The following is a 20622-nucleotide window of genomic DNA, read 5'->3' as shown; positions in this document are numbered from 1 at the left end:
AGCATAAGGACAACCATTCCTACAGAAAACCCACCAATTTAGAGGCTCAACTATACAATTGCCTTGAAGGGCTGGACGCCTCGGAACGACAACCGTCAACGGCCCCGCTTCTGCCACGCGCAAGCGAGAAAACGAGAACAAGCCAAACGAACTATTGGAGCAAAGTGATGAGCATCCCCTGGACACCGGAGCGCCGGGCACGTCAGGCGCAGGCCATTCGCCGCTGGAAGCCGTGGGAGCGGTCAACAGGTCCAAAAACCCCCGAGGGCAAAACCACCGCTAGCCGCAACGCGTTCAGGGGAGGCCATCGCAGGGCGCTGCGGGAGGAAATGCGGGTACTAACGGGGTTGCTCAAAGCGTGGGCCAGTGTTGGCCTATGAGACAGTAATCCTTCAGAGTGGACAGGAGCGCTCCCTCCGGTAAGATTGCTTTCGTGAACTGGATGCAGCGCTTCTGCAGATCTCCGACCGCCCAGCATTGAGGCTTCTCTTCGCTGCCGGTCATTTCATGGGGACTGAAAGCCCAGTACTTTGAAGTCCCGAGTGCGCTGGTAGGGAAGCTTGGAATAGGATGGACAAGGGTGCAATTCTCAATATTCCGGATCTGTGGCAATTCTCTTCCGCCTCGTCATTCACCTGAGAACAACATCAAATCTGTCCGCTACATTCTCCAGCACGAGCCCCACTTTGAGAATTCCACGCGCACGTGGGTTCTCAACAAGATTGCTGATGCGAAGGAAAGGGAACAAATCCTCTCACTTCTGAAGAGCAACGGCGAGAGGTACATTGACTTACCCTTCGACGCCAGAAGGCACTTTGATACCTTTCTGGATTCATCAGGCCTTCCCCTGTCCGACAAGGCACGTGTACTCAACGATGATTTTCAGGTTCACCCTCTGGTCCAAGAATGGGTCATACGGCACAAGTCTCAATACCTGGTCGGCATCAACGAAGCGCGCAACCACGCCCTCTCAGTTGGTAGGCAAATCTCAACTTGGACGCTTGTTCTTGATGGTGGAGTAGTCTTCTCCCGCTCCGGCTGGGAGAACTTTGTTGAAGCCATTGCCTCTGCTCCAACGGCGCGTTTTGCTCTGATCGGGATGCGTCGGGTCTACGACTGGGACGAAGCCGATCGTTTTCTTCTTGAAGAGCAAGAGAGCGCTTTAGGAGGGCCGGTAGAGGAACCTCAGATCGCTTTTCACTCGGACACCGAGGAACTCTTCGATGAAAGACTGAGATACGGACATCGTAACAAGGCGGAGCTGATTTCTCGTATTGGGGTTCCGGGGCCCTGGACTGACTGGAAGCCAGCTCCATGGGAAAATCTGACCACTCTGCCGGCTCCTAACAAGGGACGCTTCATCCAAGCTGGATGGGTTGTCCGATTACCTACTGACGGCGTGGGCACCGAGATTGATAAAGAGAGGTTTGTAAATCGGTTTCAAGGGGTGGTTAACCGCTCCCTGGATTTAGATCTACAGTTTGCGCTCTCGAAAAGGCAACCAGACCTGGAGTTCAGGATCGGCTTCCCTGCGCATGATGATTTGAAAGAAACACATGATCTGGCTGCGTTTTCAGCTGACCTGCTTTCTGCCAAAGACCGCTTCATAACAGACAAGGCGTCGCCCGCGCCGAGCGGGAGTTTCAACGATTATCATTCAGCGGCTCCGTACTGGACAGCCCATGGGACCCGAGAAGATGGGGTTCTGCAGTACCAGAAAAGCGACGACGACGATCCGCTGTCGGGTAGGTTCGACAGAGCCTCGCTGATGCAGTTTACTAGCCGAGTATACGGCCTCTCGGTTAGCGGCAGGGTACTCGGCCGCAGGCACTTGCTCGCTAAAGCATCCGAGCTACTACGGCTGTGGTTTCTCAATGCGACCACGCGTCTAAATCCGACGGCGAGGTACGCACAGCTGATACCCGGGAAAGAGAATGTTCTGAACGAGGCGGGAATCATCGAGCTACGACAACTGTCGCTTTTACCCTATGCGGTTCGCATTCTGGCTGATGACGGTCTGATTTCCGCCGATGAACTCGCCCAAACAAGGACATGGTTCAGAAGCTTCCTACGAGATTGTGAGTCAACGGGGATGCTCGGCCGTGCGCTTAAGAAAGACAATAATATCGGCACCTGGTCGTCTGTTCTGTTTTGCTCGGCGGCGTTATTCTCTGGTGAGTTCGGGAACTCCTTTTACCTAGCAAGAAACGCCACTATTCGTCTTGGAAAACAGCTCGGTCCACTCTCCATACAGTACATGGAATGCGAGAGAACCAGACCCTTGCACTACTCGCTCTTCAATCTCAGTGCCTGGCTGGCGATGGTCTCCTTAGGCAAGGAGTTCTCGATTCAAATAGATCAATTCAGGGGGGCTAGAGGCGAAAGCATAAGAGAGGCTATTGGTTTCTGTGGGGATAATCGTGAAAGGTTTTCCGATTACTCGACCGATCAACGCGCTTTTGATGAGTGGATTGAACTGCTGGTGAAGATGCTTGGTCGTGGTCACAGGGTGCGGGAGGTCGCCATCGTGAAAAGCCCCGATTTGGGCATTCCACCCGTGGTATTGCTCTGAAAATCTCTTTCGAGCTGGTGGTCAGCGGAACTATGGCTCTTCCTGCGTGTCTCGGCCGTTGCGGCACCATCGATAAGGCCGCACTTGAGGCGTTAGGTACGAAGATAAACCTATTCCCCAAAGGGACGGAAGAGCCAGATCGTTGAGGCACCCTTTGTGCCAAAGTGCACCCGTTCATCCTCGGCGCAGAAGATTCTTTGGTTTGCGCGCTCTATCGCACCGTGTTAGCCTTTTATCAGGGGAGCACCAGCAACGGTTATGTACCGTGGAGGCTGCACCTTGGGATGCGACCATCACCTTCTTCTGCAAGAATACTCGGAACTGCAGCAGGCGCTAGCCGAACTCGCCATCATTTACAGTGATGCTCCCGTCGGGCTTGCGGTTATCGGTACCGACTTCAGATTCAAACGCATAAATGCCCGCCTTGCCGAGATAAACGGCTTGCCAATCGAGGCCCATCTCGGTCGCACCGTGCGGGAGGTGGTGCCCGGCCTTGCGGACGCCGCCGAGGCTCTCATCCGGAAGGTGGCCGAAACGGGCGAACCCCTCCTGAACCTCGAAATAGAAGGAGAGACACCCGCCGAACCGGGGGTTGTCCGAAGCTTTATCGAACACTGGACACCTCTCAAGGGAGCGAGCGGCGAGGTCGTTGCCGTCAACATCGTTGCGGAGGAGGTCACCAATCGCAAGCGCGCGGCCGAAGCCCTGCGCGTGAGCGAGGCCCGCTGTCGCGAGGTGCTCGATGCCATTCACGAGGGATTCCTGGTGATGGACCGCGATTTTCGCATCCTCGAAATGAACCGGGAAGCGTTGCGGATCGACGGCCGCTCGTTTCAGGAGCTTTATGGCCGCACTTGCTGGGAGGTGTGGCCGGCCGCGGTCGGAACAGCAGTGGAAGCGGCGTATCGACGCGTTCTGAAAGAGCAGTTGCCGGCTGAACTTGAGCACTACTATGTCTCCGACACACACGATATTTGGTTGGCCATCTCTGCTTACCCCACCACCGACGGACTTGCGGTATTCTATCGCGACATCTCCGAGAAGAAGCGCTCGGAAGAGCAACTGAGGGAAAGCGAGAGCCGGGCCGCAACCGCCCTCCGCGCAGGCCAGCTGGGCGTGTTCGAGTTCAGATATAGTCCCGAGCCGACCTACTACTGGGACAACACTGTGCGGAGTATCTGGGGTGTGAGCTCAGATCACACTGTAACCGACGAGTTCTTCTGGTCGTCACTCCATCCTGATGATATTCGGAAAGTGCGGCGCGCGACGGCCCGGGCCAGCCATCACCTGGGGCCGCATCGGTACGACGTGGAGTACCGCATCCTTCGCCAGCCTGGAAACGAGGTCCGCTGGGTGAAAGTCGCGGCGGACATTGTATTCAACGCTGCGAAGCCAGTGAAGATGATTGGCACCATCAAGGATATCACTGACCGGAAGACTGCAGAAGAACACGCGCAGATGCTGATGCGCGAGGTGAACCATCGCTCGAAAAACCTACTCTCGGTGGTGCAGTCCATCGCCCATCAGATGGCGCGGACTGCCGATCCGAACATCTTCGCAGCCCGCTTTTCCGAACGACTGTCCGCTCTCGCCTCCTGCCAGGACCTTCTGGTCCGTGCTCACTGGAAGGGGATTGACCTTGAGACACTTGTCTCCGCCCAGCTCGCCCACCTGCAGCCGCTCATCGGACATCGCATACACATCTCAGGTCCGGCATTGCTTGTATCGTCCAGCGCCGCCCAGGCGCTGGGAATGGCATTTCACGAACTTGCGACCAATGCGGTCAAGTACGGGGCACTGTCAAACGAGGAGGGCCAGGTCACTGTCACCTGGAAGGAGCATGGCCCTGGCCACGCGAGGGAATTCTCGTTGGAATGGCGGGAGACGGCCGGCCCTGCCGTAGTGAGACCTCGGCACACAGGCCTGGGTTCTCATATCTTGAAGCGCATGATGGAAAACTCCCTGAACAGCAAGGTAACTATTGACTTCGCTCCCGCGGGCCTTGGCTGGTCGCTAAAGGCCCCCGCCGCCGGTGTTCTTGAGCGGGGGGCGCAACACACTCCCGAGCGCTGAAGGACATGGCAGCCGGAACGCTGAACATATCGAGTGTCTCGGTACCAAGAGGAGGCCCACTCGGAAGCTGGTACTCTCGCCATTCGCTGCAGATGTGATTTGAAGGTGGGCAGCGGAAAGCTACAGAAGGGTACAAAAGCCCTCTCCTGAGGTGCCGCCGTACCCTTTTGTATCCTTTTGTGACTTTCGTCCGTGATTGCTGACTATGAGTTCACTGCTTAATGGTATTTGACCCCGGCAGCCTAGGAGACCGTAGCGAACTTCCGCCTTTGGCAGGGGCAGCGCTCGGTGCCACGCATTTACCTGTTCCCGCGTTCGGCCCGTCCCAACGTCCACCGGAATCGATGCAGCAGGACATCTGCTCTCCGTAGCCCAATCTGAGGCACTTATCGTACTCCTCGATATCCCATACGGGGTCCCAACGGGGTTGTTTTTCCTCAGCGAAAGCGGAAGACGCCACACTGAGCGCTGCCAACACGATCATCAGAGCAGTGACCCGAATAGAACGCATGATCCGTTCCTCCTTTAGGTCCGCAGCCGCCCAACGGGATCATGCGTCAATGGAGCTGGAGTGCAAGCAGATTTAATGCCTCCGCTAGAGGCTGAATTTTTCCGACACTATAAAAAAGGGCCATGGGGGTTTTGCGACCAATATGCGCGCACTGCGGGAGGGGCAGCATGAACCAGCTCACCGCCGCCGAACGCTCGACCCTCGCCAAGCTGCTCGGCCTCACCGGCTCGGCCCATGACGCGGAAGCCCTCAGTGCCGCCCGCAAGGCGCACGAGCTGGTGAAGGCTCGCGGCAACACCTGGTCAGATCTTCTCGGCGCGCCGAAGAGCTGCCGCCCTCTCGCGAACATGCAGCAGTGGCCAAAGATTTGCTCGGGATTCGCGCGGTTGCTGCTGGGACGAAGAAAAGCAGAAGAAACTCGAACCGATATACGTGGCACTGGCAATCCACTTACTGTGTCGGCACAACGCATTGGAAAATCGTCCTGCGTAAATCGATCTTACGTAAATCGAAATGCCACGGCAACATTGTCGATACGTTGTGGCGTCCAACCGGTCTCGCAAGCGGTTGATGCAAAAGCTGCAGGTGAAGACATGGCCATACATGTGCCATCGACTTTGATCCCGGCGATATACCTTGGCTTGCGCGGTGGAGCTTCAGAACCTCGCCGCCTAAAACATCCGCCGGGGATAGCCGAGCGACCCCAGCTATTCAACTATAGACTCCGGCCTTTCGGGAATGGGCGCAATGGTGTGTGGTCTCTGCGGCCAGTGCAGGAACGCAATATTCCAAGCCATGACTCAAGCAGACATTGCACATAGCACTGGAACAATTATGTCAGTTATACGTTGATTAGCGTTTTTTTGGCGATCGACAATCCACAGATTATCCGACGGGGGTGAAGTGAACACGCTGCACGCGAGAGAAAACGCGACCGAACGGATATCGACCGGAAGCGAAGGCCTGGACGACATCTTGGGAGGGGGTCTAGATCCGAACAGGCTCTATCTTTACGAGGGCCGACCCGGCACGGGCAAAACGACAATTGCGCTCCAGTTCCTGCTGAGCGGTGTCACGAAGGGAGAGCGCGTCCTATACATTACTCTGTCCGAAACGGAACGCGAGCTACAGCTCGTGGCCGAGAGGCACGGCTGGTCGCTGGATGGGATTGAAGTGTTCGAGCTGGTGCCCCCAGAGAGTGCCCTCGATCCCGAACGCGAGCTCACGGTCTTTCACCCGGCTGAACTCGAGCTCAGTGAAACCATCAAGCTCATATTCGAGCAAGTTAAGGCTGTGTCCCCCAGCCGCGTGGTGTTTGACAGCCTCTCTGAACTTCGCCTGCTGGCGCAGAACTCCCTCCGGTACAGGCGCCAAGTTCTGGCCATAAAGCATTTCTTCGCACAGCGAGAATGCACCGTGATCTTGCTTGATGATCTGTCGTCGAAAGACGACGATCTGCAGCTCCATTCCATATCTCACGGCGTCATCTCGTTCGAGCAGCTCGCCATCGAATACGGAGCAGAACGCCGCCGACTCCGTGTTCTCAAGATGCGTGGAATACAGTTCCGGGGCGGCTTCCACGATTTCGTGATCAAAAAAGGCGGACTTCGCATCTTTCCCAGGCTGATTGCCGCCGAGCACCACACAACCTTTACTGACGAGAGCGTCTCCAGCGATGTCAAAGAGCTGGACCAGTTGTTAGGCGGCGGTCTGGAGCGCGGCACCAATGTCCTGCTCATCGGAGCGGCAGGCGTGGGAAAGTCGTCGCTTGCGCTCACCTATGTGCTGGCGGCGGCTGGAAGAGGTGAGAAATCGGTGTTTTTCGCCTTTGATGAGGGTCGAGGAACCCTCGAGGCTCGGGCAAGGACCCTCGGATTGGAGCTTCATGAAAAGGTCGAGGCAGGTTTGATTCGCTTTCAACAAATTGATCCTGCCGAACTTTCTCCGGGCGAGTTCGCTGCTAACGTTCGACGGAGCGTGGAGAATGAAGGTGCCAGGCTAATCGTCATTGACAGCCTTAACGGCTGTATGAATGCAATGCCGGATGAGCGCTTTCTCGTTCTTCAAATGCATGAACTGCTCAGCTATCTCGGCCAGCAGGGCGTTCTCACCATCATCATTTTGGCACAGCACGGGCTCATTGGACCCATGGAAACGCCGCTGGACATCAGCTACCTCAGCGACGCGGTGCTGATGCTCCGGTACTTTGAAGTCAATGGCTCTGTGCGCCGCGCTCTTTCAGTGGTGAAGAAGCGGAGTGGCAATCATGAAAACTCCATCAGAGAGTATCGCCTGACGAAAGGCGGGATTCAAGTTGGCCCGCCTATGACAGGGTTCAGGGGGATCTTCACGGGATCACCTGAGTATCTCGGCGATAATGAAACGTTGATGCCGCTCAACTCCGATGAACACGGCTGACAAGTTCAGGGCTCCAATACTCGTCTTTGCCCCCATCGGACGCGATGCGACAGCCTCGGCCGAGATGTTGAAGAGGGTGGGCGTTGCCGCGGAAGTCTGCAAGGATTTCGACATGCTCGTCTCGAAACTGGGTGAGCATGTCGGCGCTGTTTTCGTCGCGGAGGAAGGGCTTTTCGGCAGGGATCTCACGACGTTGCAGAGCATCATCGGCGGGCAACCGGCGTGGTCGGATCTACCCTTTATCATGCTCACAAGTCACGAAGCCCAGCAAGGGATTGCTCTCTGGCGTCAGAAAGTGGCCGAGACCCTGAGAAATGTTGCACTGCTCGAGCGGCCAATTCATCCGATGACGCTCAGGAGCGCCGTGAAGGTGGCGCTAAGAGCGCGCTCGAGACAGTTCGAAGTGCGCGGCCTCTTGATGGAAAGAGACCGGACGGCGGAAACACTCGAGCGCCTCGTGGCCGAGCGAACCAAGGATCTCGCGGCGGCCAACGGCGAACTGCGTGCTCATATGGAAGAGAGAGCGCGGGTCGAGGCGGTCCTGAGGCAGGCTCAGAAGATGGAGGCGATAGGCCAACTCACTGGCGGCGTGGCTCACGATTTCAACAATCTGCTCATGGTTATTTCTGGCGGCCTCGATATGTTGGATCGGAGCACTGACCCCGGCCGACGCGAAAAACTGATTGACGCAATGAAGCAGGCGGCACAGCGCGGTGCTGGGTTGACGCGGCAGTTACTTGCGTTCTCTCGTCGGCAGGAGAGCAAACGGAAATCTGTTGATTTACGCCTGCAGATCGGTGGAATGAAAGAACTCCTCGAGAGGAGCCTTCGCGGGAACGTGCATGTGGAGATGCAGTTTGTAGACGGTGTGTGGGCGGTGGAGGTTGATCCAGGTGAACTTGAGCTTGCAATATTGAACTTGGCCGTGAATGCCCGCGATGCGATGCCAAAAGGAGGAACAATCTCTATTTCGGCGACGAATGCTCCAAACCTTACTGAGCCAGACATCCAGGGTGATTTCGTTCGTCTTTCGGTGGGCGACTCCGGAGTCGGCATGAGTCCCGAAGTCAAGGAGCGGGTATTTGAGCCGTTCTATACCACCAAGGAAATTGGTCAGGGATCGGGTCTCGGCTTGGCTCAGGTCTATGGATTTGCCAAACAGAGTGGAGGCACGGTCTCGATCGAGACCGAAGTCGGAACCGGGACAACGGTGAACCTATTTCTCCCGAAATCGGAAGCGGCACCCAGCGCAGAGAGCGTCCACACTGTGGACTTGGCGAGGTCACCTCCCTCCGTCGACGTCGCGGTGAACGTGCTGCTTGTCGAGGACGACGACGAGGTTGCGGCTCTGGTGAGCGAAATGCTGGCGCAACTCGGGTATACCGTCATGCGTGTGGCGGGTGGAGCTGCAGCGCTCGGTGCCTTGGCAAATGATCGCAAGATTGATGTCGTCTTTTCTGACATTATGATGCCTGGAGGGATTAACGGTATTGAGCTGGCGCGAGAACTCCGCGTACGCCGCCCTGGCCTGCCAGTCCTACTGACGAGCGGATATGCAGAAGCGTCCCAACGCGATGCTGATGCGGAGGGGATAAGCATATTGTCCAAGCCTTATCAAGTCGAGGATCTGGCACGCGCCCTAAGCCAAGCAGTTCGAGGAATATGAATTCACGAGACGACGTCCGACGCGCGCTATTGCTCACAGTATCTCAACGACTGATTTACTCGCAAGCATTAGATTCAGGGGAGCGATACTCGACGATCTGCAGCGCAGCAACAATGACAAGTTGACGGGAGCAACGCCTTCATCGTCTCACAGTCACTTCTCAGTCTATCTTTCTCGGACCGGAAAACATTACCGGTGTTGTCCTGTGCCCACTCTTTCGATGGGGCAAGTTGGGCAGGTTTCATACTATCACAGGGGGAAAGTTCTACGTCGGTTGCACGATTCAGCCGACGGATCGCCACAACTCATGGCAATAGTGATCAGTTGCCACGGTGTCCGAGCCAGCTCCGGCGTTAGCGCCCGCGAAAGTGGGAAGCGATGTTGTCCCCTGCCCTGCGCGAGAGGCAGGCAGCCATTGCGCCCTTCGCAGCTTCCTTTTGAGGATATGAAGTTATAGCGTTCAGGTGCGGCCGGTGGTAGCTGCCTAGCCACCGACCGCTGTGGTCCCCGATAACGCCCCCCGGCGGGGGACCACATACCATCTACGCATAAGACAAGAACCGGATTGCTTCATCCGTCACATTTCGGATCAGGGCCACCAAGCGCCGATGTAGCTGAGGTCAAGAACAGTTCCGACGGCCGTTATTCTTGAGATTACCCCTTACAGGCAAGGGGTCGGCAACGTCGGTCTTGGCAGTAGGCTGAAGTTCGATGATCCATGGGAGTCTGACAATGGGCCTATGAGATAGGCCGTCTGGTCGCAGCGCATGCTCTGTCGGAGCGGCGGACACTGCCGAAGATTCCCGGCAGTGGACACCTTACCCTAAGCAAGCTGGCCTGGCTCAACAGCGCCCATCATCAGGCTTACAGGCAGAGCAAACTGGGTGCATAACCCCAGACGATGGAATGCAGCCGGGGCAGTTGAAAGTGAAAAGTTCCACAGGCGTTTTCAAATGCACCCCGGGCCCTTCTTCTGCGTGCTTGGTCATACGAGAAGTGCCCTTTGCGAGCTGGCTTATGGCGACCTGGAGGGCAGAGAGTTCGAGGCGCTGGACTTGGCGGACGGCAAACTGGCGGAAAACACAAATTAACGACCTCAATGGGACACATTCCTCGAAAGGTCGCTCCCGACCGAGCCAACAGAAGTGAGGACAGATCGCGAACACGAAGCATCGCCACCGTGATCTCCCCATGGGAGTTGATGAAGGCACTTCGATGTTCTCACTTCCTCCCCGAGAGCCTGTTAAACCTGCGGCTGAGAAGTTGTACGACGATCAGGAGCAGCGCGGAAAGAATCACGAGCAAAGTCGCAACCGCGGCTATGCTGGGGCTAACATATTCTCGCACGCCACTGAACAGTTGCCGCGGCAATGTGCGCTGATCGGGCGCCGCGAGGAACAAGGTCACGACGATTTCGTCAAAGGACGTGGCGAAGGCGAAGAGTCCGCCCGACGCAATTCCCGGAAACACGATCGGCAAGGTCACGCGCCGGAAGGCGGTCAGCGGACTTGCGCCAAGAGCGTTCGCGGCACGCACCAGCGTAAAATCGAAGTTCTCAAGAGAGGCCGTCACCGTGATCACAACGAAAGGAACCGAAAGAACGGTGTGAGCGATGATGAGCCCGAGATAGGTTCCCGACAGGCCAACCGCCGCAAAAGCGAAGTAGATTCCGACGGCCGTGATAACGATGGGAACGAGGACCGGCGACAGGACGAGCCCGATAATGAGCGGCTTCAAGGAAAAGCTCGAGCGGGCGAGACCCATCGCTGCCGTGGTACCGAGAAGCATGGCGAGGGCCGAAGAGGCCAGGCCGATCACCACGCTGTTCTTGGCAGCGGTGATCCAGACCGTGGTCTCCACGAGACTTTCATACCAGCGCAGCGAAAAGCCGGGGAGAGGAAAAGCCAGCAGATTGCCGGAGGTGAAGGAGATCGGCGCCACGATGAGAATGGGAAGAACGAGAAAGCCAAGCACGGCGAAGCAGACGGCGCGCGAGAGATAATACCACAGGCGGTCCTCGGCGGTGGCGTAGGGTTTCAGCGCCATCCCTAGCCCACGATCTGCTTGAGGCGAATGAAGCGGCTGAGCACCAGGAGCAGGAGGAGTGTGGAGACCAGCAGCAGCACGCCGAGAGCTGAAGCCATTCCCCAGTTGACGACCTCGTTCACCTGATAGGTGATCATGTAGCTGATCATCTGGTCCCGCGGGCCACCCACCAGCGCCGGCGTGATGTAGTAGCCTAGGGCCAGCACGAATACGAGCAGCAGGCCTGCCGCGATCCCGGAGGCGGTCTGCGGAAGGTAGACGCGCAGGAAAGCTGTCCGCGCATTCGCCCCGAGCGACTGCGCGGCCCGGACCTGGTTGTCCGGCACGAGCCTCATCACGCTATAGAGCGGGAGGATCATGTAAGGCAGGAGCACGTGGCTCATGGCGACCAGCGTGCCGAATCGGTTGAAGATCAGTTCGAGCGGTGCACCGATGATGCCGAGAAACATGAGCAGGCCGTTCACCGGGCCATTCCCCTGAAGCACGATGATCCAGGCCGTGGTGCGCACCAGAAGGGACGTCCAGAAAGGCAGCAGGACGCAAACCATCGCAAGCCCGGCGGCCAGGGGCGGCAGGCGGGTCATTACGTAGGCCGTCGGATAGCCCAGCACGAGACAGATCGCAGCGACCCACAAGCTGATCTCGAAGGTTCGAAGTAACAGCGGTACGTAGAGGCGCCGGTCTGGATCGACCCGAACGATCCCACCGCTGTCGCCGATCTTCAGGTCCAGCGCGGCGAGCAGGAAACTCGGCGTGAAGCGCGAGGTCTGATGCTTGAGGACTCCCCAGTAATTGGCGGACTGCCAACGCTTGTCGACGGCAAAAAAGAAGTCACGCCAGGATGGCGGAGGCGCCTCGGGCAGGCGGTTCGCCGTTTTCATCAGCAGGCTTCGGAAGCCTTCGGCGAAATTGTTGAGGTTGCGGGCCGCCACAGCGACCCGCTCGGGGGCTTCAATGGCCTTGAGGTCGGCCGCAAGTGCGGCGAAGGCAGCTTCCGGTACGTCGTGCTCCGCCTGCCAGGACACCAGTTCCGTATGGGTTTGTGGAAATGTCTCATAGAGAACACGGTTGTCGATGGCCCGATAGGTGAAGGCAGCGAGCGGAAACACGAACACCATGACGAGAAACAATAGCAGGGGCACGCACAGCAGCACGTTGCGCAATGTCCGCATGGTCTGGGCGAGGCGGACCGATTTGCCGATGTTCAATTTGTCTGTTGTGTTTCTTGTGATCACGCGTTACACCTGATCATAACACATTTCCAAGAACACTGACCCCAGTGCAATCGAATAATGGCAAGCAGTTTCGAGAACGCCGGCGGCCCTGACCCGGGTCTCGGCTTTGACCTCCCAAAGCTCACGCGCAGCACGCTCAACGATGAAGTGTATGACACGCTGAAGGACGCACTCATACAGGGGAAGATCGCGCCCGGAGCAGTGATGACGATCCGCTCCCTGGCCGATTCCTTCGGCACAAGCATGATGCCGGTGAGAGAGGCGCTCAGGCGGCTGGTTGCCGAACACATTCTGGTGTTGCTGCCCAACCGCAGCGTCACCCTGCCCGTGTTGACCAAGGAGAAATTTCAGGAGATCACGCTCATCCGGTTTTCGCTCGAGGGGCTGGCTTCCGAGGAAGGAGCACGCAGGATTTCTCCGACCGAGATCGCCTACATGGAAGAGATGACGGCGCTGATGGAGCGCAAGGAAAACTGGGGGGCACCGGAAAGCCTCACGTATAACCGGGAATTTCACTTTACGCTCTACAAGGCGAGCAAGATGCCGCGGCTCGTGGCGATGATAGAGGGGCTGTGGCTTCAGATCGGGCCGCTGCTGAATGTGCCCGTTACCGAAATTCGCGGCCGGCAGCCCACCGTCTGGGAGCGCCATCATGCCGCGCTCTCAGCCCTCAAAGCCAACCGCCCGGCAAAGGTAAAACAGGCCATCATCGGCGATATCGACGACGCAGCCCGGACCATCGCATCGCGCCTCGCCTCCGAAATTATCTGAATACCGATCTGATGAGGCTCCCGCGGCTCTGCTGAAACTCGCTTACCGCCGCAACGAACCCTTCCACTTCGGCGCGGGTGTTCTCGATAGAGAGACTGCCCATGATGCGCCGGGAAATATAGAAGCCCGCCTTCAGCATGTCGAACTGAAAGAGCTTCTTCAATGCAGCGATCCCCGCCTCTCGTCCGACCTCCCCCCGCCTCAAATCCAGCGCGTTGCGCACGGAGCCTTCATGGAAGTGGATGCCGAAGACGGAGCCCAGTCCGGTGATGGTCATCGGAACGCCGTTCGCGGCTGAAACTGCACGCAGCTCCCGCTGCAGCATGTCGCCAAGCGAATTGACGGCCGTTACACGTTCCTCGGTCAGCACTTGGCTGAGCGCCGCGTAGCCGGCCGCCATCGCCAGAACGTTGTTGTTGAACGTGCCGCCATGCGGAAACGAGCCGGGAACAGCGGGGTCAAACCGCTTCATGATGTCACCGCGGCCTCCGAAGGCCCCGATCGTCATGCCGCCGGCAATGTATTTTCCCAGCGTCACCAGATCGGGCTTGATACCGTAGCGCGCCTGCATTCCGCCCCACCCCGTGCGGGAGGTCATGACCTCATCGAACAGGAGGAGCACCCCGTTGCGACGGGTCTCTTCCCGCACCGCATGCAGAAATCCCTGTTCGCCAGGGATTGCGCCGGCTCCGCCCTGCAGAGGCTCGACAATGACGACGGCGAGATCCGGCGCATGGGTTCTGATATCCCGCGTGACGGCCTCGGTGTCGTTGAAGGAGGACATGACGTAAGGAATCGGCATGTTAAGCGGTGCGGACTGTGCCCCGAAGCTGTAGAGCCCTCCATGATAGGCGCTGTCGAAGATGAGCGCCTTCGATTTGCCCGTCACCGCTCTGGCCGCAGCAATGGCGAGGAGATTTGCTTCGGTTCCGGAGTTGCAGAATCTCAGAAGTTCCATCGCGGGAAAGCGGCGCCGGATTTCGGCCGCCAGCAGCGCCTCATGCTTCGTCTGAGCGCCGAAATTCATACCCTTCTTAGCGGTCTCCGCGATGGTTTGGATAACAACTTCATTCGAGTGACCGAATAGTGCTGCGGTGAATTCATTGATGAAATCAACATAGCGGTTGCCGTCCATATCGGTCAAAACGCTTCCCTTCCCGCTTTCGATGAACAGGGGAAAGGGCGAGAAGAAGACGGTGGTTCGAGTATTGCCGCCCGGCAAGTGTTCGCTCGCCGCGTTCGCCAGCCTTGCACATTGCGGGTGCGCCGCGACGTATTGTTCCTCGGCCTCGGCCACGGCCGACGCAATGTCCTGGTTCACCAGAGGTATCGTCTCAGACTTCAGCAATGGCCTGCTCCCGGATGAAGCCCGGGTGGCGCTGCCGCCACCCGGGTGCCTGGCAAAACAATAAGGACAGAGCTACTTCGAGGCCCAGACGTTGAAGCGCTCGGTGGCCGCCGCCTGGTTTTCCACCCAGAAGGCATCGCTATAGACGGCCGCTGCGGACGCCTTGGCCGGCGCTGTCGGGAGAATGGCCTTGGTCTCTTCGGGCATCAAATCATAGGCCGCGAGCGTCGGAACACCGTAGGTGAGGTACTTCACCAGTTCCGCCTGCGTCTCGGGCTTCGCGTAGAACTCGAGCATCTTCTGCGCCGCTGCCGGGTTGGGGCCGTTGGCGATCTTCACCCAGAAGTCGGTGCCTACCCAGAAGCCGCTGTCCCAGCCGATCACCAGATTGCGCTTGTTCTCCTGGGCGGCGCCGGTGATACGGGCGTTGAAGTTCACGATCATCGCGACATCGCCGGCCATGAGCCGCTGCACACCTTCGGCAGCGCTTTCCGCCCAAATGATATGCGGTTTCAATTCGTCGAGCTTTCTGAAGGCACGGTCGAATCCGCCTTCCGCACCCAGGACGGCGTAGATCTCATCTTTCTTCACACCATCTGCCATGAGCGCGATCTCAATCATAATGCGGGCATCCTTGTAGGCGCCCCTCTTGCCTGGGAACTTCGCCACGTCCCAGAAATCAGCCCAGCTCTTCGGACCATCCTTGATCTTGTCGCCGTCCCAGGCCATCACGGTCGACCAGATGTCGGACGCGATTCCGCACTCGTGCGCGGCATATTCGATTTGCTTATCGCGGCCCCCGAGCGCATTCCAGTCGAGCTTCTCGAAAACACCCTCATCACAGCCCTGTATGACTTGCGGACTTTCGAAGGCCGCAAGATCCCATGTCACCTTGCCCGCCTCAACCTGGCTCGAAATCTTCGCAAATTCCCCGCCGAACTCCTCTTCGACAACCTTGATCCCCGTCGCCTTCTCAAACGGCTGGAATAGCGCCTTCCTGTAGGCGTCCTGCCAGACGCCGCCCCATCCCACGACGACCACCTGCTCCTGCGCCAACGTTGGCTGAATGGCGAACAACGCGAAGCCCGCGGCAAGCGCGTGCGGCTTCAAGAACGACATGAGTCTCATGGCTTCTCCTCCTTGGGCCGGCGGCTGCGCCGCGCTGGCGTTGACAGACTGCCTGTACCTGCTAGCTTGTGATCACAAGCCATGTGATGCTATTAGCAAGAGGAGCGGCTTGTCAATGCAGCGGGAGGTCGAAATGGCGTCAGTCCAGGATCCAGGCCCGAGGGGAAAGCGCCGTAAAGTGATCGTGACTTGCGCCGTCACGGGTTCAGTGCATACCCCAAGCATGACGCCGCATCTTCCGATTACCCCGGATGAGATCGCGCAAGAATCGATCGCCGCGGCCGAGGCGGGTGCATCGGTGATCCATCTTCATGCGCGCGACCCCCAGGACGGCCGTCCCACGCCCGATCCTGCCGTATTCATGCAGTTCCTGCCCCGCATCAAGCAGAACTGCGATGCGGTGATCAACATCACCACAGGCGGTTCGCTCGGCATGAGCATTGAGGACCGGCTGGCAGCGCCCCTGCTGGCGAAACCAGAGCTCTGCTCGCTCAACATGGGTTCGATGAACTTCGGCATTTTCCACGCAGGAGCGAAGATTAGCGATTGGAAGCATGACTGGGAGAAACCTTACATCGAAAAGACCCGGGACGTGATCGTCTCCAACACGTTCAATCAGATTGAGACCTTCATCGAACGCCTCGGAAAAGGTTGCGGCACGCGCTTTGAATGCGAGTGCTATGACGTGGGCCATCTCTATACGCTGGCGCATTTTCTGGATCGGAAGCTGTTGGAGCCTCCTCTGTTCGTGCAGACGATCTTCGGCGTGCTCGGCGGGATTGGTGCCCATCCCAGCCACCTTAGCCACATGCGGGAGACGGCCGATCGCCTCTTCGGGAGCGACTATCACTGGTCCATTCTGGCTGCCGGAAAACACCAGATGGCGCTGGTCACGATGGGCGCTACGATGGGCGGCAACGTCCGCGTAGGACTTGAGGACAGCATCTATCTGGGCCCCGGCGAACTGGCCAAGAGCAATGCCGATCAGGTGTCGAAAATCAGCCGCATTCTGGCGGAACTCTCGCTTGACGTGGCGAGCCCAGCGGAGGCGCGCGCGATGCTAAAACTCAAGGGCGGCGACATGGTCGCATTCTGAGTGAGAGCAGAGATCCGTGACCCTTACCATCGAGACCCATCGCGGAGTGATCTACCCCTGGCTCTGCGACTCCATGGGGCACATGAACACGCAGCACTATTGCGCCATGTTCGATTCAGCTACGTTCCATTATCTCGCGAGTCTCGGCAGCTTCCGGGAGCTGAAGTCCGCAGGCCTTGGATGGGCCGATCGCAAGCAGATCATAACTTATGAAAGGGAGCTCACTGCAGGTGAACTGATCATCATAAGAACGTCTCCGATTCGGATCGGCCGCAGCTCGGTGAGCTACATGCACCGCATGCAGAATGTCGAAACGAACGAAAAGCATGCGACCTGCGAAAACGTAACCGTGCTGTTCGATCTGGTCGGGCGCAAGGCCGCGGCATTGACGGAGGAGATCCGGGGCCTGGCAGAGAGGCAACTTGCATCATGACGCCAACCCGCCGCGAGGGTCGGTGCATCTGGCTGAGGGAGGCGATCGCCCCAGGGGAGACCGATGCGGAGCCCCTTCGCGGTGAGAACCGCACGGATGTTGCCATTGTTGGTGGCGGCTATGCTGGGTTGTGGACTGCTCTCGAGATCAAGAGCCGCGATCCCGCCTGTGGGGTTGCCATTATCGAGGCGGACATCTGCGGCGGCGGCGCATCCGGCCGCAACTCCGGTATGGTGCTGTCGCAGTGGGCGAAGCTAGATGCCTTGCGCGCGTTCTGCGGCGAGGACGGCGCGGTCCGCCTTGGTCATGCCTTCGCGCAATCGGCTGCAAATATCGACGCCTTCTGCCGGGAGAACCACATCGATGCGGAATACCGACCAGATGGCTGGGTGTGGGGTTCGACTTGCGCTGCGCACGACGAGTCTTGGAGCGGCATCCTCGCCTCGCTCTCTCGGAGCGGTCTGGAGCCGTTTCAGGTGATATCCTCGGCAGAAATCGCGGCGCGCTGCGGGACCACGTCGTTCCGCGGCGGCATTTACGATCCCGGCGCTGCAACGCTTCATCCCGGCAAGCTGGTGCGCGGCATCCGGCGCGTGGCCCTCGCCAGGGGTGTAAGAATCTTCGAGAACTCACCGATGCGGCGCCTTCAACAGAATGTTCCAGCAGTTGTGGAGACTGCGACAGGCCGCATGACGGCGAGGACGGTCATCCTGACCATGAATGCTTGGTCGCTGATGTTTCCCGTGCTGCGCTCCGCGATCTTCGTCATCGCCAGCGACGATGCCGTCACCGCACCAATTCCGGAGCTTCTCGAGAAAGTCGGTTACTTGCGCAAACCGCTTATGGGCGACAGCCAGACCTTCGTGACCGGCTTCCGCACGACGGCCGACCATCGCTTCCAGCCCGGCATCAGCGGCGGGATCATCGGTTTCGGAAGCATCGAGGGGCAGCGCTTCGAAGGGCGGTCCACGCGGGATGAGGCGATCAGGGCCAGCGTGGAACGTGGCTTTCCGGAACTCGCCCATGTTCCTTTCACCGACAGCTGGTGCGGCCCCATCGACAGGACGCGGAGCGGGCTCCCGCTGTTCGGCCGCCTCCCCGGCTCTCCTCACATTCTCTATGGCTACGGGTTTTCCGGCAACGGAGTGGCCACTACGCCGGTCACTGCCAGGATTCTCGCGAGCCTGGCCCTGGACCAGAAGGACGAGTGGTCGACCTGCGGTCTGGTGCGCCCGCCTGACCGCTGGTTGCCTCCAGAGCCATTCCGTTATATCGGCGCGCACTTGGTGAGAGGCGCAGTCCGGCACAAGGACCGGATGGAGCAATCGGGAAGGAGGCCACGGGCCGCCGCGCGTCTTCTTGCACAACTCGCACCGGGCGGAATCACCACGTCCACCGTCAAAGCTCAGGGAGACTGAACCGTGCCTCAAGCCAGACTGTTCAAGAGAAGCGCGTTACCGTTCAAGGATTGTGTGACGGCGACGGGGATCACCCAGACCGCAAGGACCATCACCACCGCCATCAGCCAGCACCTGGGGGGTGGAATGGAAATTGGAGAAGATGTCTGCATTCACTGGACGACCCTTTATGACGAGATCCTCTTCATCCACGAAGGGTCGATGGTCGTGAGAACGGACCAGGGTGAATTGGAGTGCCATCCTGGCGATATCGTCTGGTTACCTGAGGGCGTGACGCTCGATTATGACATGAAGGGCCGTCGCTGCGCATACTTTTACGCCTTGTTTCCGATCGACTGGGCGAAGCGAAACAACATGGAAGAGCCTTGAATCTTGAACCTTGAGTGAGCAGCGCGTCCAACAGTATGCGCAACTGCGTTTGAAGACAGCGAGCGTACTCCAGAATAAACTCACGGGAGGCTTGCCTAAGGGTAGTGCGCTACCGTTCCGTCACTCGTGCGAGACTCGAAAGATCGTACCGGTGGCGTCGTCACTGACGAGCAACGAGCCATCCTGCGCAACAGCTATTCCCGTCGGTCGCGCCCAGACGTTTTCCTGATCGAGAGCAAATCCTGTCATGAAGTCCTCATACACTCCCGTCGCTTTACCGTTCTCCACATGGGCTCGTACGACCTTGTAGCCAGTGCGGTATTCCCGGTTCCAGGATCCCCGCATAGTGGCGAAAATGTTACCGCGGTATTCGTCCGGGAAACTCGTTCCTTCATAGAACACGAGCTGCATGGTGGATGAATGAGCCTGCAGCAAGACGTCCGGTGTCTTCAATTTCTGCGCCAGGTCGGGACGTTCACCTGGATGGGCCGGATCTTCGTTGGCCCCAGTGTAATACCAGGGCCAGCCGTAGAAGCTCCCATCTTCGACCGTGGTCAGGTAATCGGGGGCAAGGTTAGGACCAATATGATCTCTCTCGTTGCCCGTGCACCAAAGCGTGCCCGTACCCGGCTGGACGGCCATACCCGAACAATTGCGTAGCCCCGTTGCGAAATTGCGGACATTCTTGCCGTCGGGATCGAAGATCCGCACCACGGCCCGGTTTTCCTCCTCACCCCAGGCGGCACCCACACCATGCGACTTTTCGAAAGCTGAGATCTCCTCCGGAGGCCGGTCGGGCATGGCTCCGGCCACGTTTGAGGCCGAACCGATGGATACAAAAAGGTGCTGGCCATCGGGAGCCACTGCGAGATCTCGTGTCCAGTGTCGCTCGGTAGGGATGTTCGGAATAATGACTTCCGCCTTGCCGGTCACGGCGCGGTCGCCTGGCTTATACGGGAAGCGGACAACCTGATTGGTTTCGGCGACATAGATGAATTCGGGATTGTCCGGTGGAAAGAAGACAATGCCGAAGGGCCGATTCAAACCCTTCACGAATATATCAGGTTGCGCCGGCAAGTTCCTGATCGCCTCAGCCGCGAAGACGCTGATCCGTCCGGCCTCACTCTCCGCGACGAAGATGTCGCCGTTCGGCGCGACCTCGAGAACACGCGGTTGGGTCAAGCCTGTCGCAAACACCTCAATCTTAAACCCTTCCGGCACCTTTGGCAGTGTCCCCTCCGGCGGACTGACAAGGGTCGGGGCGTTATCAAAATCCGGGGCCTCGGAATCATTTTCGTGATGACTCGGCGGGGGGAGCGCGTCCGGGGTGATATGACGGCGCATTCCGACGGCATCGTTCTCGGCGCTGCCGAAGGCGGCTTCGCCGGTCAGCACCTCCTGGGCTTGGGCAGGCAGCGGCAAGAGTAGAAACGCTAGCAGAATTGAAATGCGCATCATGGCCTCCTGCGCAAAGTGGCACCGGCGCTTCCGGTCTGAACCGATCAGAACTAGAAAGGTTCCTCCACGGAGAGTACCTC

At 58.5% G+C, this 20622-nt stretch carries 15 protein-coding genes; 10 read left to right on the top strand and 5 right to left on the bottom strand.

Annotated elements, in window-relative coordinates; translation table 11 throughout:
• Window positions 1–580: 580 nt before the first annotated feature.
• The 5 genes from ACK4HL_RS07725 to ACK4HL_RS07705 all read left to right on the top strand — a co-directional run bounded on the left by ACK4HL_RS07725 (window position 581) and on the right by ACK4HL_RS07705 (window position 9240).
• A complete protein-coding gene (locus tag ACK4HL_RS07725) occupies window positions 581–2572 on the top strand; it encodes an alginate lyase family protein (RefSeq protein WP_409758170.1) in 1992 nt (663 codons plus the stop codon).
• Window positions 2573–2851: 279 nt separating this feature from the next.
• The gene (locus ACK4HL_RS07720; protein WP_409758167.1) at window positions 2852–4645 is read left to right on the top strand and encodes a PAS domain-containing protein; all 1794 of its coding nucleotides are present in this window, start codon (window positions 2852–2854) and stop codon (window positions 4643–4645) included.
• A gap of 678 nt (window positions 4646–5323) precedes the next feature.
• The gene (locus ACK4HL_RS07715; RefSeq protein ID WP_409758165.1) at window positions 5324–5977 is read left to right on the top strand and encodes a hypothetical protein; all 654 of its coding nucleotides are present in this window, start codon (window positions 5324–5326) and stop codon (window positions 5975–5977) included.
• Window positions 5978–6059: 82 nt separating this feature from the next.
• On the top strand, window positions 6060–7574 hold the full coding sequence (locus tag ACK4HL_RS07710; RefSeq protein ID WP_409758162.1) for an ATPase domain-containing protein: 1515 nt from the start codon (window positions 6060–6062) through the stop codon (window positions 7572–7574).
• On the top strand, window positions 7561–9240 hold the full coding sequence (locus ACK4HL_RS07705) for an ATP-binding protein (protein WP_409758159.1): 1680 nt from the start codon (window positions 7561–7563) through the stop codon (window positions 9238–9240). The genes ACK4HL_RS07710 and ACK4HL_RS07705 overlap by 14 nt, the downstream gene beginning before the upstream one ends.
• Before the next feature lie 1221 nt (window positions 9241–10461).
• Here ACK4HL_RS07705 and ACK4HL_RS07700 read toward each other — a convergent pair.
• A complete protein-coding gene (locus ACK4HL_RS07700; protein ID WP_409758156.1) occupies window positions 10462–11286 on the bottom strand; it encodes an ABC transporter permease in 825 nt (274 codons plus the stop codon).
• Between the two features lie 2 nt (window positions 11287–11288).
• Complete coding sequence (locus ACK4HL_RS07695) at window positions 11289–12494, bottom strand: ABC transporter permease (RefSeq protein ID WP_409758153.1); 1206 nt, start codon at window positions 12492–12494, stop codon at window positions 11289–11291.
• 84 nt (window positions 12495–12578) lie between these two features.
• Between ACK4HL_RS07695 and ACK4HL_RS07690 the strand changes: the two genes are divergently transcribed.
• Window positions 12579–13292 (top strand): GntR family transcriptional regulator, encoded by a 714-nt coding sequence (locus tag ACK4HL_RS07690; protein ID WP_409758150.1) that lies wholly within the window; start codon window positions 12579–12581, stop codon window positions 13290–13292.
• Here ACK4HL_RS07690 and ACK4HL_RS07685 read toward each other — a convergent pair.
• Entirely contained in the window at window positions 13285–14613 is a 1329-nt protein-coding gene (locus tag ACK4HL_RS07685) for an aspartate aminotransferase family protein (protein ID WP_409758147.1), read from the bottom strand. The two genes, ACK4HL_RS07690 and ACK4HL_RS07685, sit on opposite strands and share 8 nt — an antisense overlap.
• A 99-nt stretch (window positions 14614–14712) precedes the next feature.
• Window positions 14713–15768 carry an ABC transporter substrate-binding protein gene (locus tag ACK4HL_RS07680; RefSeq protein ID WP_409758144.1) on the bottom strand — a complete coding sequence of 352 codons (1056 nt, stop codon included), beginning with the start codon at window positions 15766–15768 and terminating at the stop codon, window positions 14713–14715.
• 133 nt (window positions 15769–15901) lie between these two features.
• On the opposite strand from ACK4HL_RS07680, the gene ACK4HL_RS07675 reads away from it, so the two are divergent.
• Genes ACK4HL_RS07675 through ACK4HL_RS07660 form a run of 4 tightly spaced genes read left to right on the top strand, consistent with a single transcriptional unit; the run spans window position 15902 to window position 19084 of the window.
• Window positions 15902–16864, top strand: a complete 963-nt coding sequence (locus tag ACK4HL_RS07675) for a 3-keto-5-aminohexanoate cleavage protein (protein WP_409758494.1) — start codon at window positions 15902–15904, stop codon at window positions 16862–16864.
• A gap of 16 nt (window positions 16865–16880) precedes the next feature.
• Window positions 16881–17297 carry an acyl-CoA thioesterase gene (locus tag ACK4HL_RS07670; RefSeq protein ID WP_409758141.1) on the top strand — a complete coding sequence of 139 codons (417 nt, stop codon included), beginning with the start codon at window positions 16881–16883 and terminating at the stop codon, window positions 17295–17297.
• Window positions 17294–18715 carry an NAD(P)/FAD-dependent oxidoreductase gene (locus ACK4HL_RS07665; RefSeq protein ID WP_409758138.1) on the top strand — a complete coding sequence of 474 codons (1422 nt, stop codon included), beginning with the start codon at window positions 17294–17296 and terminating at the stop codon, window positions 18713–18715. The genes ACK4HL_RS07670 and ACK4HL_RS07665 overlap by 4 nt, the downstream gene beginning before the upstream one ends.
• Window positions 18716–18718: 3 nt before the next feature.
• A complete protein-coding gene (locus tag ACK4HL_RS07660) occupies window positions 18719–19084 on the top strand; it encodes an AraC family ligand binding domain-containing protein (protein WP_409758135.1) in 366 nt (121 codons plus the stop codon).
• A gap of 120 nt (window positions 19085–19204) precedes the next feature.
• Here the strand turns inward: ACK4HL_RS07660 and ACK4HL_RS07655 are convergent, their stop codons facing one another.
• On the bottom strand, window positions 19205–20542 hold the full coding sequence (locus ACK4HL_RS07655; protein ID WP_409758132.1) for a PQQ-dependent sugar dehydrogenase: 1338 nt from the start codon (window positions 20540–20542) through the stop codon (window positions 19205–19207).
• Window positions 20543–20622: the final 80 nt, after the last annotated feature.

Source organism: Aestuariivirga sp. (assembly GCF_046294715.1).
In the GTDB taxonomy this organism is placed as follows: domain Bacteria; phylum Pseudomonadota; class Alphaproteobacteria; order Rhizobiales; family Aestuariivirgaceae; genus Aestuariivirga.
This window is presented reverse-complemented; position numbering and strand designations above follow the sequence as displayed.

What these genes read in the sequence shown, in the direction of transcription:
- ACK4HL_RS07675 (WP_409758494.1), top strand. Translation starts at nt 15,902, where the DNA reads ATGGCGTCAGTCCAGGATCCAGGCCCGAGGGGAAAGCGCCGTAAAGTG.
- ACK4HL_RS07680 (WP_409758144.1), bottom strand. Translation starts at nt 15,768, where the DNA reads ATGAGACTCATGTCGTTCTTGAAGCCGCACGCGCTTGCCGCGGGCTTC.
- ACK4HL_RS07705 (WP_409758159.1), top strand. Translation starts at nt 7,561, where the DNA reads ATGAACACGGCTGACAAGTTCAGGGCTCCAATACTCGTCTTTGCCCCC.
- ACK4HL_RS07690 (WP_409758150.1), top strand. Translation starts at nt 12,579, where the DNA reads ATGGCAAGCAGTTTCGAGAACGCCGGCGGCCCTGACCCGGGTCTCGGC.
- ACK4HL_RS07700 (WP_409758156.1), bottom strand. Translation starts at nt 11,286, where the DNA reads ATGGCGCTGAAACCCTACGCCACCGCCGAGGACCGCCTGTGGTATTAT.
- ACK4HL_RS07715 (WP_409758165.1), top strand. Translation starts at nt 5,324, where the DNA reads ATGAACCAGCTCACCGCCGCCGAACGCTCGACCCTCGCCAAGCTGCTC.
- ACK4HL_RS07655 (WP_409758132.1), bottom strand. Translation starts at nt 20,542, where the DNA reads ATGATGCGCATTTCAATTCTGCTAGCGTTTCTACTCTTGCCGCTGCCT.
- ACK4HL_RS07665 (WP_409758138.1), top strand. Translation starts at nt 17,294, where the DNA reads ATGACGCCAACCCGCCGCGAGGGTCGGTGCATCTGGCTGAGGGAGGCG.